The 16,941-nt window shown below is 38.9% G+C and carries 14 protein-coding genes; all 14 read right to left on the reverse strand.

Going from position 1 to position 16,941, the window contains the following annotated elements:
• Positions 1 to 96: 96 nt before the first annotated feature.
• Positions 97 to 1,056 carry an ABC transporter permease gene (locus tag ACI3K6_RS19970; protein WP_435556202.1) on the reverse strand — a complete coding sequence of 320 codons (960 nt, stop codon included), beginning with the start codon at positions 1,054 to 1,056 and terminating at the stop codon, positions 97 to 99.
• A gap of 1 nt (position 1,057) precedes the next feature.
• Positions 1,058 to 2,104: an ABC transporter permease gene (locus ACI3K6_RS19975; RefSeq protein WP_435556203.1), complete on the reverse strand. Its 1,047-nt coding sequence runs from the start codon at positions 2,102 to 2,104 to the stop codon at positions 1,058 to 1,060.
• Positions 2,097 to 3,626 (reverse strand): ABC transporter ATP-binding protein, encoded by a 1,530-nt coding sequence (locus ACI3K6_RS19980; protein ID WP_435556204.1) that lies wholly within the window; start codon positions 3,624 to 3,626, stop codon positions 2,097 to 2,099. The genes ACI3K6_RS19975 and ACI3K6_RS19980 overlap by 8 nt, the downstream gene beginning before the upstream one ends.
• Positions 3,627 to 3,833: 207 nt before the next feature.
• Positions 3,834 to 4,916, reverse strand: a complete 1,083-nt coding sequence (locus ACI3K6_RS19985; RefSeq protein WP_335480431.1) for a BMP family lipoprotein — start codon at positions 4,914 to 4,916, stop codon at positions 3,834 to 3,836.
• An 89-nt stretch (positions 4,917 to 5,005) separates the two neighbouring features.
• The gene (locus ACI3K6_RS19990; protein WP_435556205.1) at positions 5,006 to 5,731 is read right to left on the reverse strand and encodes a GntR family transcriptional regulator; all 726 of its coding nucleotides are present in this window, start codon (positions 5,729 to 5,731) and stop codon (positions 5,006 to 5,008) included.
• A gap of 331 nt (positions 5,732 to 6,062) precedes the next feature.
• Complete coding sequence (locus tag ACI3K6_RS19995) at positions 6,063 to 8,420, reverse strand: DNA translocase FtsK (protein WP_435556206.1); 2,358 nt, start codon at positions 8,418 to 8,420, stop codon at positions 6,063 to 6,065.
• Positions 8,421 to 8,535: 115 nt separating this feature from the next.
• Positions 8,536 to 8,760, reverse strand: coding sequence for a YlzJ-like family protein (locus tag ACI3K6_RS20000; RefSeq protein WP_435556207.1), 225 nt, complete (start codon positions 8,758 to 8,760; stop codon positions 8,536 to 8,538).
• Positions 8,757 to 9,512: a ClpP family protease gene (locus tag ACI3K6_RS20005; RefSeq protein WP_335480438.1), complete on the reverse strand. Its 756-nt coding sequence runs from the start codon at positions 9,510 to 9,512 to the stop codon at positions 8,757 to 8,759. The genes ACI3K6_RS20000 and ACI3K6_RS20005 overlap by 4 nt, the downstream gene beginning before the upstream one ends.
• Before the next feature lie 340 nt (positions 9,513 to 9,852).
• Positions 9,853 to 11,520 carry a ribonuclease J gene (locus ACI3K6_RS20010; RefSeq protein WP_435556208.1) on the reverse strand — a complete coding sequence of 556 codons (1,668 nt, stop codon included), beginning with the start codon at positions 11,518 to 11,520 and terminating at the stop codon, positions 9,853 to 9,855.
• A gap of 377 nt (positions 11,521 to 11,897) precedes the next feature.
• Positions 11,898 to 12,773 (reverse strand): 4-hydroxy-tetrahydrodipicolinate synthase, encoded by an 876-nt coding sequence (dapA, locus tag ACI3K6_RS20015; protein WP_435556209.1) that lies wholly within the window; start codon positions 12,771 to 12,773, stop codon positions 11,898 to 11,900.
• A gap of 64 nt (positions 12,774 to 12,837) precedes the next feature.
• Entirely contained in the window at positions 12,838 to 14,082 is a 1,245-nt protein-coding gene (gene dapG, locus ACI3K6_RS20020) for an aspartate kinase (RefSeq protein WP_435556210.1), read from the reverse strand.
• Between the two features lie 37 nt (positions 14,083 to 14,119).
• Entirely contained in the window at positions 14,120 to 15,169 is a 1,050-nt protein-coding gene (asd, locus tag ACI3K6_RS20025) for an aspartate-semialdehyde dehydrogenase (RefSeq protein ID WP_435556211.1), read from the reverse strand.
• 181 nt (positions 15,170 to 15,350) lie between these two features.
• Positions 15,351 to 15,950, reverse strand: coding sequence for a dipicolinate synthase subunit B (gene dpaB / locus ACI3K6_RS20030; protein ID WP_435556212.1), 600 nt, complete (start codon positions 15,948 to 15,950; stop codon positions 15,351 to 15,353).
• Positions 15,950 to 16,849: a dipicolinic acid synthetase subunit A gene (dpaA, locus tag ACI3K6_RS20035; protein ID WP_335477116.1), complete on the reverse strand. Its 900-nt coding sequence runs from the start codon at positions 16,847 to 16,849 to the stop codon at positions 15,950 to 15,952. The genes dpaB and dpaA overlap by 1 nt, the downstream gene beginning before the upstream one ends.
• Positions 16,850 to 16,941 lie beyond the last annotated feature (92 nt).

Here is a 16,941-nt window from a genome sequence, read left to right on the forward strand (position 1 = left end):
AGCGAAAACCTATACTGATAACTAATATTTTACTTTTTATATTATATAATTCCAAATAATTTTAAAAAAAAGACCCTCAGTGAGGGCCTTTTAATCTTAACGACTACCTTTGATATAGTGCGTTCCGTCTGCTTTAGGTGCATCAGCACGGCCGATAAATCCGGATAGTGCAAGAATTGTTAATACATACGGTGCAATTAACAAGTATACACTTGGTATTTCTTTTAAGAAAGGTAAGCTTGAACCAATGATACTGATACTTTGGGCAAATCCGAAGAATAGACCGGCTCCGAGTGCACCAAGTGGATTCCATTTACCGAATATCATCGCTGCAAGCGCCATAAAACCTTGTCCGCTGATGGTAGCATGACTGAAGTTGTTAGTAATGGATTGTGCATAAATAGCACCGCCGATTCCACCAAGAGCGCCTGAAATAATGACACCGATATAACGCATTTTTGTTACATTGATACCCATTGTATCTGCAGCCATTGGATGTTCACCAACGGAACGAAGACGCAGTCCAAATGGGGTTTTAAAAATAACATACCAAGCAACTATAGCCACAATAATGGCCAAAAATGATGTCCAATACGTGTTTTGGAAAAGGATCTTACCTAGTAGTGGAATATCCATCAATACTGGAATGTCAATCTTGTTAAATCCTTTACTGATAATTCCAGTTTCGCCTTTTCCGTAAATTTCTTTTACTAGGAACAAACAAAGCCCTGCAGCAAGAAGGTTAATCGCTACCCCTGATACCGTATGATCTGCACGGAATGTGATAGCCGCTATAGCATGTAAAATGGAGAATAATGCGCCTGCTACCATCGCTACAATTAATGCGATCCACGGTGTGGCATTTCCAAATGTGTCATAAAACGATAAGTTAAATACGATTGATGAGAAAGCACCTATTACCATTAAACCTTCAAGTCCGATGTTAACTACTCCGGACCGTTCTGAGAAAATACCGCCTAATGCAGTGAAGATAAGTGGAGCAGCCCAAACTAAAGTGGAAGGAACAACGATCATTAAAATGTCCATTAAGCTCAACTTACTTCACCTCCTTTTTCCCAAATCTGTCAAGTACTAGTCTGATGATATAGCTTGAAGCTACGAAGAACACAATTAGTGCTATAATAATATCAACAAGTTCATTAGGTACGCCTGCTTCAAGAGGCATGTTTAAGGCGCCCACTTTTAAAGCACCAAACAGAATAGCTGAGAAGAATACACCAAGTGCTGAATTTCCACCTAACAAGGCAATAGCAATACCATCAAATCCAACCCCAGTAAAGCCACCCTTTGTAGTGATATAACCGAATGTTCCTAGTCCTTCCATCGCGCCTGCTAAACCAGCGAACACACCGGAAATGACCATAGACAAAATGATGTTTTTATTAACATTCATCCCTGCATAATGTGCAGCATCTTGATTAAAACCAACCGCCCGTAATTCAAAACCTCTGGTTGTTCTTTCTAGCAGGAACCACATGATAAAGCAGCAAGCGACTGCGATAATGATTCCCCAGTGAAGTCTTGAATAGTCGGTAATACTTTCTAACCAACCGGATCTTAACGTTGCTGTATCTTTAATCATGTCAGTTTTATCTTTATGGTCAGTTAACACGTTTTTAATCAAATAGTTTGTTACATGTAAGGCCACATAATTCAACATAATAGTTACAATAACTTCATGAACGCGAAGACGTGCTTTTAAAAACCCTGGAATAAAAGCCCAAAGTGCACCTGCTACCATGGCAGCTAAAATAGCTAATGGTAAATGAATGGCCTTCGGTAAATCAAAGGCTACTCCCACCCAAACAGACGCCAACCAACCAACCATAAATTGCCCTTCAACCCCGATATTGAATAATCCGACGCGAAAAGCAAAAGCCACTGCCAAACCTGCTAATATATATGGTGTCACTTGGCGGACAACTTCTCCGAAATAATAAACCTGACCAAAGGCACCATTCCATAATGCGGTAAAGGCTGCGATAGGATCATATCCGCTGACCACCATGATAATGGTTCCCACAATTATCCCTAATAATACGGCAATTAGTGGTGTTAAAATACCTTTCAAGCGTTTAGACATTTGCACCCGCTTCCTTTCTACTTGATCCAGCCATAAGCAATCCGAGTTCCTGCTCATCTGTTTCCTTCGGATCAACAATTGCTACAATTTTCCCTTCATAAATAACAGCAATTCGGTCACTGACATTCATGACTTCATCCAATTCGAATGATACAAGCAAAACTGCTTTTCCCTGATCACGCTGTTCAATTAAACGTTTATGAATGAATTCGATGGCACCAACATCTAAGCCGCGGGTTGGTTGGGCTGCAATTAATAAATCTGGATTACGATCAACTTCTCGGCCAATGATGGCTTTTTGCTGATTTCCTCCGGATAATGCTCTTGCCAAGGCATATTCGCTTGGTGTACGAACATCAAATTCACTGATTAGTTTTTTTGCTTGTTTGTAGATTTCTTTAAAGTTTAAAATGCCGTTTTTTGAAAATGGTTTTTTATAATAATTTTGCAAAACCATATTTTCCCCAATTGGGAAATTTAACACTAATCCATGTTTATGACGGTCTTGAGGGATATGACCTACCCCAGCTTCACTTATTTTTCTAGGAGAATGATTTATTAATTCTTTCCCATTTAAGGTGACACTGCCTTTATCCGATTTCCGAAGTCCAGTAATTGCTTCAATAAACTCCGATTGACCGTTCCCATCGATTCCGGCAATTCCTAAGATTTCCCCGGCACGAACTGTTAAGTCAAGACCGTTAACTACAGTAACCCCTCTTGTATCCTTTACAGTTAAATCTTTAACTACTAAAACATCTTGTTTTGGCTCGGCTGGTTTTTTTTCTGTTTTGAAAACAACCTCACGGCCAACCATTAAACTGGCAAGTTCATTCTCGTTTGTTTCACTGACATTAACTGTACCGATTCCTTTTCCTTTACGGATAACGGTACAACGATCGGCAACCTCCATGATTTCTTTCAATTTATGAGTGATGATAATAATAGATTTGCCTTCTTTAATCAATGTTTTCATTATTTGAATTAATTCATGAATTTCCTGAGGTGTTAAAACCGCAGTTGGCTCATCAAAGATGAGGATTTCCGCACCACGATAAAGGGTTTTCAAAATTTCGACGCGTTGTTGCATCCCTACTGAAATATCAGAGATTTTTGCCTGAGGATCAACAGCTAAGCCGTATCGTTCAGATATTTGGCGAACTTCTTGTTCTGCCTTTTTAATATCAATACTTCCTCTTTTGGTAATCTCTCTTCCTAAGATAATATTTTCTGTAACAGTAAAAACATCAACCAGCATAAAGTGCTGATGCACCATTCCGATTCCAAGATCATTGGCTACGTTAGGATCTGTTATTTTAACAGGTTTTCCTTTTACTCTAATTTCTCCTCCTTCTGGTTGGTACAAACCAAATAGGACATTCATTAGAGTTGATTTGCCGGCGCCATTCTCACCTAGCAATGCGTGAATTTCTCCCTTTTTTAATTGAAGGGTAATGTTATCATTCGCAACAAAATTGCCAAATTCTTTACGAATGTTTAGCATTTCAATTACATAATCCATAAATTCTCACTCCCTGTTTTAAAGGTATGGAAATTTTGACCAATAGTAGTAAGAGGTCAGACTTTTAAAGTTTTAAAAAAATTGGGGAATTTCCCCACTTTAAAACCCTAAGTGAAAAGTAAAAATAAATTTTACACTTCATTTAAGATTTCAATTAAGAAGGAATAAGCAGGCAGGAATTGATCCCACTTATTCCTTTTTCTGTGCTTATTTTGCTTTAAAAGTTTTCAATTCTGCTCTTGTTCCAGGAACTTTCACAGAACCAGACTTAATTTTCTCTGTCCAATCACTGATTGCTTTATCGATATCAGCTTTGTTCGCAACTTTAGCGTTAATTGGAGCTGCAGCAACACCATCTTGAGCTAAGCCGTATAGAGTTACCTTTCCTCCAGGGAAGTCGCCATTCATAGCTTTTGTAGCAGTGTCTTCTACAGCAACGTCTACGCGTTTTACTGCAGATGTAAGAACAATTTCAGGTCCCATGTCTGATTGGTCACGGTCTACACCGATTGCCCAAATTTGTTTGCTTGGATCTTTAGCTAGACGGTCTTTCGCTTCTTTGAACATACCGTTACCAGTAGAACCAGCAGCAGCAAAGATTACATCTGTACCAGAAGAGTACATTTTGGATGCAATATTTTGTCCAAGTTCAGCTTTATCAAACGCACCAGCATATTGAACATCTATAGTAGCACTTGGGTTTGCTGCTTTAACGCCAGCTTCAAATCCGGCTTCGAAACGCTCAATTACAGCACTTTCCATACCGCCGATAAATCCAATTTTGTTCGATTTAGTTGCCATACCTGCTGCAACACCTACAAGGAAGGATGCTTCTTGCTCCTTAAATAGGATACTTGCAACATTCTTTTGTTTTACTTCAGAGTCAACAATAGCAAAATGTTGGTCTTTTTGCTGCTTTGCAATTTCTTCAACAGCACCTTGCATCATGAAACCAATACCAAACACTAAGTCAAAGTTTTGGCGTGCAAGTGTATTTAAGTTTGTTGCATAGTCAGCATCAGATTTGGATTGAAGGTAGTCAAAGCCGTCTTTGCCTTTTTTCATACCATTATCTTTGCCAAACTTTTGAAGACCTTCCCAAGCAGATTGGTTAAATGATTTGTCATCAACACCACCAACGTCAGTAACCATACCTACAGAGAATTTTTTGCCTTTGTCTCCGCCCTTTGAAGTATCATCGCCGTTGTCATTGCTTTTTCCACAAGCACCAAGTAGTGTACCAGCAGCAAGTACTAACGATAGCGCCATTCCAATTTTACGCTTTTTCAAGGTATTGACCCCCTAATAATTTTGTTTGATTAAGTAGAAATGTTGATAAGCATAGACTTGTTTGCGTTTTCAAAAGTTTTTAAAAAAATTTAAACCCTTTTTCTTAAAACATGAAAACTAAACTTATCCGCTTTAAAGTAGTTTACCGAAAAAAGGACAGGTTCATCCATTTCATCGAAATGCATTTGTTTTAAAACCAACAATGCAGTTTCTGGGTCACATTCCAGAATTGGGGAAATTTTTTCATGGTAGCCGACTGGCTCGATTTGAGCAACCGCGTATGTAATCCTTCGGTTTGCCTCCCCATCTAAGATATTAAAAATTGATTCTTGTTCATGAGAAAAGGTTTCCGGTAAAATGTGTGCGGGAACCTTGTCGATACAGTATACGACCGGTTCTCCATTTGCAGTTCTAACTCTCTCCATTACGACTATTTCCTCACTAGTGGAACATGCAAAACGACGAATATCCTCTTCGGTAGGGCTTTGTGCCGATGAACTTAGAAAAATAGTGCCTGGTTTCATTCCAGCCTGCATAATCATGTCAGTAACACTATTCAATTGCTCGATCCCTGAGGTAAACAAAGGTTTTGCATTAACAAACGTACCAACACCATGGCGTCTGATAATCACATTTTCCTCTTCAAGAATACGCAGTGCTTCACGAAGAGTTGCCCTGCTTACACCAAGTTGTTTGGCAAGATCAAATTCTGACGGAAGTTTTTCTTTTTCTTTGTAAACGCCAGCTTCAATATCTTGCTTTAAATGATCGATAACTTGTAAATATAAATGCCGGTTATCTGACTTTATGGACATGCTGCATTCCTCCAGCCCTTTCTCAAGACATCAGACATCTGATATCATTCCTACTAATCGAGTTTATATTATCATGTTTTTTGGTATAAATAAATAGAATTTCTTGATTTTGTCGAAAAAAGGCATGAAGTTGTGAACATTCATCAAGTTAACTAACAAAGAGGAAAACTTTCTGTTATAATCTATATTTACCTTCTTCACAACAGAAATAGTAGGAGGATTTTGCTAAATCTTCATTAATTTTGTCCATTACTATAGTATCAGATTTACATGAAATTAGTACTAAAAAAAGAGCCAAGCGGCTCTTTTTCTTTCATTATCCTTGTCCTTTTTATGAACTTTGCTCTTCACTAGGTTTGGATTGCAAGACAGCTCGCGGTTTACTTCCTTCATATGGCCCGACGATTCCGCGAACTTCCATTTCGTCAATTAATCTAGCCGCTCTCGTATAACCGATCCGAAAACGTCGCTGGAGCATAGAGACGGACGCAGTTTGCATATCAACAACTAAATCAACTGCATCGTTATATAGATCGTCATCGACTTCACTTGTTGCTTCAGGGAGATCATCTGGAATCATTTCTTCTTGATATTGTGCTTTTTGTTGAGAAATAACAAATTCAACGATATCTTCTACTTCTTGATCAGATAGGAAAGCTCCTTGTACCCGAACAGGTTTCGAAGCTCCAACAGGCATGAACAGCATGTCCCCTCTGCCCAGGAGTTTCTCAGCTCCTCCCATATCAAGAATAGTTCTTGAATCAGTGGCACTAGATACAGCGAAAGCAATTCGTGAAGGAATATTTGCCTTAATAACACCTGTAATGACATCTACAGATGGTCTTTGCGTAGCAATGATTAAATGGATCCCGGCAGCGCGGGCCATTTGCGCAAGTCGTGTGATTGAATCCTCCACATCCGAAGATGCCACCATCATTAAATCCGCTAACTCATCTACGATTACAACAATATACGGTAAAAGAGGCTGTTTATCATTTTCCTCCAGATTATGCCGGATCACATGATCATTATAGCCCTCAATATTCCTAGTTCCGGTATGGGAAAATAGTTCATAACGTCTTTCCATTTCGCTAACTACCTTTTTTAGTGCTTGTGAGGCCTTTTTGGCATCCGTCACTACAGGTGCTAACAAGTGTGGTATCCCATTATAAACATTTAATTCGACCATTTTTGGGTCAATCATCATTAATTTTACTTCATGAGGCTTTGCCCGCATTAAGATGCTGGTAATAATTCCGTTGATACAGACACTTTTTCCGCTTCCGGTTGCACCGGCAACCAGCAAATGGGGCATTTTATTTAGCTCAGCCTCTACCGCTTCACCAGTAATATCACGACCCAATCCAATTAACAATTTGGCATCCGGCTTATCGTTATGGGTAGATTCTAAGACTTCCCTTAATGAAACCATAGCAATTTCTGTATTGGGCACTTCTATTCCGATGGCAGATTTCCCTGGGATTGGCGCCTCTATCCGAATCCCTTTTGCTGCAAGCGCCAAGGCAATATCATCGCTTAGACTGACTATTTTACTTACTTTGACCCCTACATCTGGATGTACCTCATACTTTGTTACTGCAGGGCCGAGATGAACTTGTGTAACCCGTGCCTTAACACCAAAACTTTGAAACGTTCTTTCGAGTTTGGCCGCATTTTTATTTATTAATTCATATTCACCACTCTGATCCGTTTTATTAGGCATTCTCAACAACTTTAGCGGTGGTAATTCATAATCGATATTTTCTACTTCAGTAAATGAAATCGGTGGGGTATTATCTTCCTCTTCCACTACTTCATTTCTTTTTCTACTATTATTGTTCTTATTCTGGTCTTTCTCTGATTTTTCTAACGGGATCTCTTCAACATAAGCTCGATCTGCAAAGCTTGAGATAATTGGTTCTGGAGTTGGCTGGACATCAGGAACATCTACAGGCTGAGCATGGATAATCGGAGGATTGTTCAAAATTGGTGAAGTCTTTTCTTCCTTTTGCTCTGTTCTTTTCTCCTTTTTTTGTTCTTGTTTCTTTTGCTTCCAGCTGGAAAGATCCGTTTTAAACTCTTCCCATTGATGTTTGATAAAACCAAATATAGAAATCATTATTTTGCCAATAAAGTCCCCAAAAGATTTACCTGTCAATAATATAAATCCAATCAGAATAAAGACAAAGGCTATGATCTTAGTGCCTGTTTCCGCAAATAAGTAATGAAATAACGCAAACAAAACGGCTCCAATCATGCCACCTCCAAGGTCAGTGGTCGAAGTTTCTCCTCGGAGATCCATTAAAAATAATTCCCATGTGTTTCCGATAACACTTGGGTTTTTAAATTTGCCGTTGTTGGTTAATAAGCGAAAAAGGGTTACGTGGCTTAATAAAAGAATGGCTGAAATGATTAAATAAGACCCAACTAATTTAATATGAAAGAAAAATGGAATCTCCCTTTTCCACATTAAATAAATACTTAAAAAAACTAGGCCGATCAAACCTAGCATGTACCATTCTCCCATCCAAAAACGGAAAAAGAATACAGTTGCCCTGCCGACGGCGCCAAGCTTAGCCATTGAAATAACTGCCAGTGCTAATAAAACCAAAGCAGATAATTCATATTGGACTGTTCGTTTCAGTTGATTCTCTCTTCTTTTGGGTTGTCTTTTCTTCTTTTTGACCATTTAATCACCTTAACATTTATATTAGCATCTCTTATGTAAAAAGGAAGAAAGCAGCCCAATGGCTGCTCTTGTCTACTTAACTTAAGTATACCATAAAAATTTATTGGATTTCTGATTATCGATCGAGATTCAATAAAGAAATTTTAGACCCTGGACAAATGTTTGCATTTAAATAATGCTGAGGATCACTGCTTAAGATCCGGATAACTTGGTAGCTTTGGTTATCTGTTTTTTCAACTAATAGTGGGACTCCTTGGTAGTTTACCATTTGTTGCTGTTGAAAAACACTTGAATCTTGTGGGAAAATTAATTCCTGCGGCATCATAGTATATAAAATCACTGGACAAGACCTTCTTTATTTTCTTTCTTTAATTCAATCATTTCATTTAATTTTCGCATTGCCTGCCCAAGGCCGCCAACCTCATCAATGAGACCGGATTTTACTGCATCAATACCAATCACATTTGTCCCGATATCTCTTGTTAAATTTCCTTTAGCAAACATTAAATCTTTAAATTTCTCTTCTGAGATATTCGAGTGTTTTGTAACAAAGCTCACCACTCGCTCCTGCATTTTATCCAAGTATTCAAAAGTTGCAGGAACCCCAATGACTAACCCCGTCAGTCTAATTGGGTGAATCGTCATAGTGGCTGTTTCTACTATATATGAATAATCGCAGGAAACAGCGATTGGAACGCCAATGGAATGACCTCCCCCCAAAACAATGGATACAGTTGGTTTGGAAAGAGACGCCAGCATTTCAGAGATTGCCAATCCTGCTTCAACATCTCCTCCCACTGTATTTAAAATAATAAGAACTCCCTCAATATTTGGGTTTTGTTCAATGGCAACCAACTGAGGGATGATATGTTCATATTTGGTTGTTTTGTTTTGAGGCGGAAGTGCCATATGCCCTTCTATTTGGCCAACAATCGTCAAACAATGAATTTTGGAATCAGGTGAAAGCTGTGGTACATTGGTTTGCCCTAACTGCTGAATTTTTTCTATAAGTCCTGAAGAAGGCTTTTCCTCTTTTTGAGGCTCCCCGCCTTCTTGATTTTCGGAATCATAATTTAGGATATCTGTATTCATTCCAATACTCCCTTCAAGCATGATATATTTTAGTATTTACCTATGGATTAATTTCATGCTTAAAGAATAGATAAAGAGGTTGGACCAAAATGACTATACGAGAACTCCTGTTAAATTAACGGTCTCAATATTAGTCTGTTGATTTCCGATCCAAGCACTTCGCTTTCCGCGGGCGTTGCGGTGAGCCTCCTCGTCGCTGAAGCGCCTGCGGGGTCTCCCGCAGGAGTCTTCGTGCCTTCCTCTCCAATCAACAGAGTCCTAAAGATTAATGAAACTTTTACAAGAAAAAACTGACTCAATAAGGTGCATTTACACCATCTGAGTCAGTCTCTAAGCCAAATTAAATTTCCATAATGATTGGAAGAATCATTGGACGTCTTTTGGTTTTTTCGTATAAATAGCGATTTAATTCATCTCTGATTTCTTGTTTTAAGGTAGCCCATTCAAAAGTGTCTTTTGCAATATTTCTTTCAACAATGTCTTTTACTAATTTTGTGGAATCATCCATTAATTTTTCTGATTCTCTAACATAGACAAAGCCTCTTGAGATAATCTCTGGTCCGGCCGCAATTTTTTTCTCCTGCTTAGTCAGTGTTACAACCACGATAAGGATTCCATCTTGAGATAAAAGCTTCCGATCCCGTAAAACAATATTCCCAACATCGCCAACACCTATTCCGTCAATCAAGACATTGCCGGATGGAACTTTTCCGGTGATGGAAAATTTTCCTTCTTTCCACTCAACAATATCACCACGGTCAGGAATGTAAATTTGACTATCACGCAGCCCACATTCTAATGCCAATTTTCGATGTGCCTTCAACATGCGGAATTCCCCATGAACCGGAATAAAGAATTTTGGCTGCATTAAGTTCAGCATAAATTTTAATTCTTCCTGGCTGCCATGACTGGAAACATGAATGGTACGGTTCCCATATATCACATTTGCGCCTGCTCTAAATAGCATATCAACTGTTTTGGATAAAAATAACTCACTGCCACGAAGAGGGGACGCAGCAATTAACACCGTATCGCCCTTTTGAATATTTAAAAGTTTATGGGTTTGCTTTGCCATTTTTTGTAGTGCTTCTATTGGTTCACCCTGACTGCCTGTCATAAGAACGACGATTTCATGATCTTGATAATCCTTGATCTCCTCTATGGAAATAATTAAGTCGTCGGCCACTTCTAAATAACCTAGGTCCAAAGCAATGTGGTAAATTCTTTCCAGGCTCTTCCCAATAACAACAACCTTGCGCTTATTCTCTAACGCAGCATCAAAGATATGTTGAATTCTGTTAATGTCAGAAGCAAAGCATGCAGCTATAATTCTTCCTCGAGCATTATACAAAGCACTGGAAAGTTCGCGTTGGACAATTGCCTCTGAAGTGGTATATCCAGGCTTTTCTGCTTCAGTACTATCAGACAATAAACATAATACCCCTTGTTCACCAATAGCGGCCATTTTGCCTATTTCCGGCTTATAGAACTTAGTGGCAGCTTGATCAAATTTAAAATCTCCTGTGTAAACGATAATGCCTTCAGAGGTATGTATACAAACACCGACCGAATCTGGGATACTATGGTTCGTTTTAAAGAAGCTAACTTTAACCGTTTCCATTTCCACAATTGAATTAGAATCCACTTCGATGAAATTAGTCTTTCCAAAGTACTCTTGTTCTTTTAGTTTTGCCTTGGAAAGTGCTAAAGTCAATTTCGTACCATAAACAGGAACATCCATTTGTCTTAAAACATAGGAAAGTGCCCCAATATGGTCCTCGTGTCCATGAGTTAGAAAAATGGCTTTTACTCTTTCTTTGTTTTCTTTTAAATAAGTAATGTCCGGGATCACCATGTCTATGCCAAGCATTTCTTCCTCGGGGAACATTAAACCGGCATCAATGATAAATATGTCCTTGTCCACTTCAACAAGATACATATTTTTCCCGATTTCTCCTATACCACCAAGTGCTATGATCCTGATGGATTGATTTTTTTGAATGATCACTATCCGTTTTCCTCCTATGCTGCGTGTTTCCACATACTTTGTTTATCTATATTTTTGGCTCTGTTAAACTTGGCTGTTGATTTGCGCTCCAGGTGCTTCGCTTTCCGTGGGCGTTTCGGCGAGCCTCCTCGGCGCTTGCGCCTGCGGGGTCTCTCCTGAACCGTACTCCCACAGGAGTCTTCGCACCTTCCGCTCCATTCAACAGAGTGTAAAAAATCAACACTGTTCTTTAACATAGCCATATTTTTAAATCGACCGAAATTCAGTTATGATTATTATACTTGAAATATAAAAATCATTACAACAAAAAATGAAAAAAGTGACAAATCTCATATTAAAGCAAAAAAGTCAACCGAGAGTCGGTTGACTTTTTTGTGCTACTCGTATTGTTCCAACAATGAAGTTAAAATTTTTCGTTCTTGCTCAGATAGACCTACAAGTGGTAACCTAACAGATCCAACATCAAGACCTTTTAGTTGCAATGCAGTTTTAACCGGTGCTGGGCTCGGTGCAGCAAACAATCCTTGCATTAGCGGAAGCAAATGCTGGTGTAACTTAGCTGCTTTCTTAATATCCCCTTCAAAAAATGAATAAACCATTTCCTGCATTTCTTTCCCAATGACATGAGAAGAGACTGATATAACCCCAGTACCCCCAATGGCCAGCACTGGAATTGTCATGCTATCATCACCACTATACAGCTTAAAGTCATCATCTGTATTAGCAATAATCTTTGCCATTGCATTCAGGTCACCGCTAGCCTCTTTTACGGCAAAAATATTCGGTATTTTAGCTAAACGAATAATCGTATCGGGATGAATATTAACTGCTGATCTCCCAGGAATATTATAAACCATTACCGGAAGCGTTGTTGACTCAGCAATTGCTTTGAAATGTTGATAAAGGCCTTCTTGATTAGGTTTATTGTAATAGGGACCAACAACCATTATACCGTCAACATCCAACTGTTCAGCTTTTTTCGTCAGTTCGATTGATGCATAGGTGTTGTTGCCCCCAGTACCAGCAATGACTGGAATTCTTTTATTTACCACTTTGACCACATGATCAAATAACGCCAGTTTTTCTTCCTTTGATAATGTTGGAGATTCACCTGTTGTTCCGGCGATCACTAAAGACTCTGTTCCACTTTCAATTAAAAAATTCACTAATTTCGTTGTTTTGGCAAAATCAATATGTCCTTTATTATCGAAAGGGGTAACCATAGCCGTGGATATTCGACCTAAATAAACCATGTTCCTGCTCCTTTCAAATCCTTCTCGCAAGAATACATATTCCTAATATTTTAGATAAGCCACTCTAAAATTCTAAACCATTAAACTCAAGAGATTCTTCCTCTAGTTGAAATGCATCATGTAAAGCATTCACAGATTTCACCAAATCATCTTGTTTCACAAGTACCCAAATTGTAGTGTGGCTGTCTGCAGATTGTAAAATACGAATTCCCTGATTTGAAAGTGCTGTAACAATTTTAGAGGTGACTCCCGGAACTCCGGCAATTCCCGCACCAACAACAGATACTTTTGCACAATGACGCTCAATCTCTGGGTCGTGGCCTAATTCCTTCAAGACATTTATCGCTTTGTCAGTCATTTCATCTGTTACGGTATAGACAACACCATTAGGAGAAATATTGATAAAATCGACACTGATTTTTTCATTGGCCATTGCCTTGAAAACTTCAGCTTGCAAATAATATTGGTCTTTTTTGGCATAAACCTTAATTTGGGTGACATTCGAAACATGAGCGATCCCGGTAACAAGTCGCTCTCTAATGTCACTGCCACGATTATTTTTATTAATGGAGGTAACCAATGTTCCTAGGTTATCAGAATAAGTTGAACGAATTCGAATCGGCACTTTTGCTTGCATGGCAATTTCAACAGCTCTAGGATGAATTACTTTTGCCCCTTGATAAGCCATATTACATACCTCTGTATAAGTAACAACTGAAAGTGGACGGGCATTCTCAGCGATTCGTGGATCAGCTGTCATAATACCTTCTACATCTGTAAAAATATCAATCCACTCTGCATTGAGGGCAGCTCCTAGTGCGGCCGCAGATGTATCACTGCCGCCACGTCCAATCGTGGTAATATCGCCATTTTTGGCAGCACCTTGGAATCCGGCAACTACCACCACATCATTCTCTTCCAACTCTCTTAACAGTCGGTCACATTTCATTTCGATTATTTTTGCATTTGTAAAATCACTATTCGTTCTAAAACCGGCTTGTGCCCCTGTTAAAGCAACCGCATTAATGCCGCTTTCGACTAGCATATTAGTAAACACAATACTTGAAATGGTTTCACCACATGACATTAATAAATCATTTTCACGCTTAGAAAGCTTACTAACACTTCCACCGATTAAAGATAGTAACGTATCCGTTGCATATGGGTCTCCTTTTCTTCCCATTGCTGAAACAACAACAACCACTTTATATCCTTCGGCTATAGCTTTCTCAATATGTCCTTGAGCATGTTTTCTGCTCTCTTCATCCTTTACAGATGTTCCGCCGAATTTCTGCACAATAATTTTCATAATGACACAAAAACCTACCTTTTAGATGGAACTTTTCTTATTTTACTAGCCCTAATTTTATTAAGCTTTCTGCTATTTGCACTGAGTTCCATGCAGCACCCTTTAGAAGATTATCCGAAACAACCCACATATGGAAACCGCGGGATTCATCAATATCTTTACGAATTCTTCCTACAAATACATCATTTTTCCCTACACAGTTTGCTGGCATTGGGTAAATTTGATTCTCAGGATCATCCTGGAGGACAACACCCGGTGCATCTTGTAATAACGCCTTAATATCATTGGCAGTTACGCCTTCTGCTTCAATTTCAAAATAAACAGATTCTGAATGCCCAACAGCAACCGGTAAGCGAACACATGTCGCTGAAACAGGAAGATCTGATAAATTCATGATTTTCTTTGTTTCGTTAATCATTTTCATTTCTTCAAATGTATAGCCATTATCTTGAAATTTGTCAATTTGCGGAATGGCATTAAAAGCTATTTGATAATGATTATTATCAGATTTTACTGGTAAAATCTTTGGTTCATAGGATTCATTATTCAAAATCGCCTTTGTTTGATCCATTAATTCAGAAATGGCTGCAGCACCTGCCCCGGAAACTGCTTGATAAGTGGAAACGATGACTTTCTTTAATCCAAACTTTTCTCTAATTGGTTGTAACGCCACAACCATTTGGATAGTGGAACAGTTAGGATTAGCAATGATTCCATTATGGTTATGCAGGTCTGCCTCATTTACTTCAGGCACAACTAAAGGTGTATTTTGGTCCATTCGGAAGGCACTAGTGTTGTCCACTACAATTGCCCCTCGCTTTACAGCCTCTGGTGCTAATTCTTTTGAAACACTTCCGCCAGCACTGAAAAGGGCAATGTCAATTCCTTCAAAGCTTTCAGGCTTTGCTTCTTGTACAGTGTATTCTTGACCACTAACATTTATTTTCTTTCCAGCGGAACGCGCTGAAGAAAGCAATAATAAGTTTTTAATTGGAAAATTTTGTTTTACTAATGTTTCTATCATCTGCTGTCCAACTGCACCCGTTGCCCCAACAACGGCTACATTAAATCCATTTTGCTGACTCATTTTTGTTCCCCTTTCATCAATCACTGGCTGGTTATTTTACTCATTTTGCTGCCAGTATTCTACTTATATGTTTATTGTAAATCTTATCAGGGGGCTAAAGATATAGCCCACTGATGAATGATTAATTTATTTTATCATATTCTCGAAAAGAAATAACCTTTTTTGAGGAAAGGGTCGAAAATTAATCCGTATCTTTGTATCTCTCTACTAATACTGGCTGAATTTGTGTGCCTTCAAGAGCTGCAACGACTGTATCAACTAACAATGGCATTCTAGCAACCATCGAGTTCGGTTTTTTAATCGGATCATCCTGCCCATAGGGAATAAAATAAATATTTTTGGTGGCCATTAATCTCATTAAGTTTACTCCATTTAACCCTAGGGCATCATTAGTAGATATCCCTAAGACTACCGGTTTTAAATTTCTTAATGTTGCCTTAGCAGCCATTAATACTGGACTGTCATTAATCGCATTGGCAAATTTACTCATTGATACACCTGTTAATGGGGCAATGACCATGCAATCAAGCGGCAGTTTGGGTCCCAAGGGCTCTGCCTTCACAATTGAATCAATCACTTTATTACCTGTTAAATCTTCAATTCTTTCAACCCAATCATCGCCTTTACCAAATCGTGTATCGGTATTTTTCACAGTAAAGGTCACCACGGGAATTACCTCAACTCCAGCTTGAACGAGCTTCTCTATTTCAGGAAACACGGCATCATAAGTACAATGTGAGCCAGTGAGCCCAAAACCAATTCTTTTACCTTGTAAATTCATTATCCTTTCCCCTTTCGATTATTGAGGTCATCCTGCAACAGCTGTGAGAGTACATCTGCAAGAATTTGGCCGGCTGTTTTGGGTGCCACAATCCCAGGTAAACTGGGTGCCAGTAGAGCTTTTATTCCCCGTTTCTCGGCGTAACGGAAATCAGTGCCCCCCGGTTTCGAAGCAATATCGATTACAAGCGTATGGGTCGGTAGTTTGGATATCACGGCTGCACTTACAATTTGCAATGGTATAGTATTAATTAATATATCAGTGTCGGATACCTCATTTTCGATTTGATTTAAATGAAAAGGAGTAACTCCCATTTCCGTTATCCTAGCGAGATGTTCGCTTTTCCTTGCTCCGACTTTGACTTTAGCACCAAGAGCATGGAAAGCTCTTGCAATGCTCATGCCACATCTCCCGAGACCAAGAACGGTCACATTTGAACCATGGATTGTAAAGTCAGTGTGCTGTATGGCCATCATAATCGTCCCTTCCACTGTAGGAATGGAATTGTAAATAGCTACATCATCCCTTGAAAATAACTGAACCAGCGGTCTGTTAGACTCCTTGACAATCTCATTTAGATAGGGATTTGTAATCCCGGAATAAATCCGGCAATGCTCTGGTGTCTTGGAAAGTATATCTGTCGTTAATACTACTTTTTCATTTGAAAAAATTGTTTCTACTTGGCCTTCTAAATTTGTTCCCGCTACCGGTAAAATAATGGCATCTATATTCGTGAAGTCAACTTCATCTAATTTTTCCTTAACAGCACCCGTGAAGGCGTGGTCAAGTTGTTCGAAACCAATGAGCGAAAGTCTCGCATCTAATTCAGTTAACTTCCGGATAATTTCCAGCTGTCTGGCATCTCCACCAATAACGGCTATTTGTAACCCTGTCAGCATGAAAACATTCACCTTCTTTATTTAAAAATCCTAAGAAGAATCCTTTGCTTATTATCACTTCAACATCTTATGTATGATGGATTCAATCTGTG

The sequence above is a fragment of the Neobacillus solisequens genome, assembly GCF_051233465.1.
In the GTDB taxonomy this organism is placed as follows: Bacteria; Bacillota; Bacilli; order Bacillales; family Cytobacillaceae; genus Neobacillus.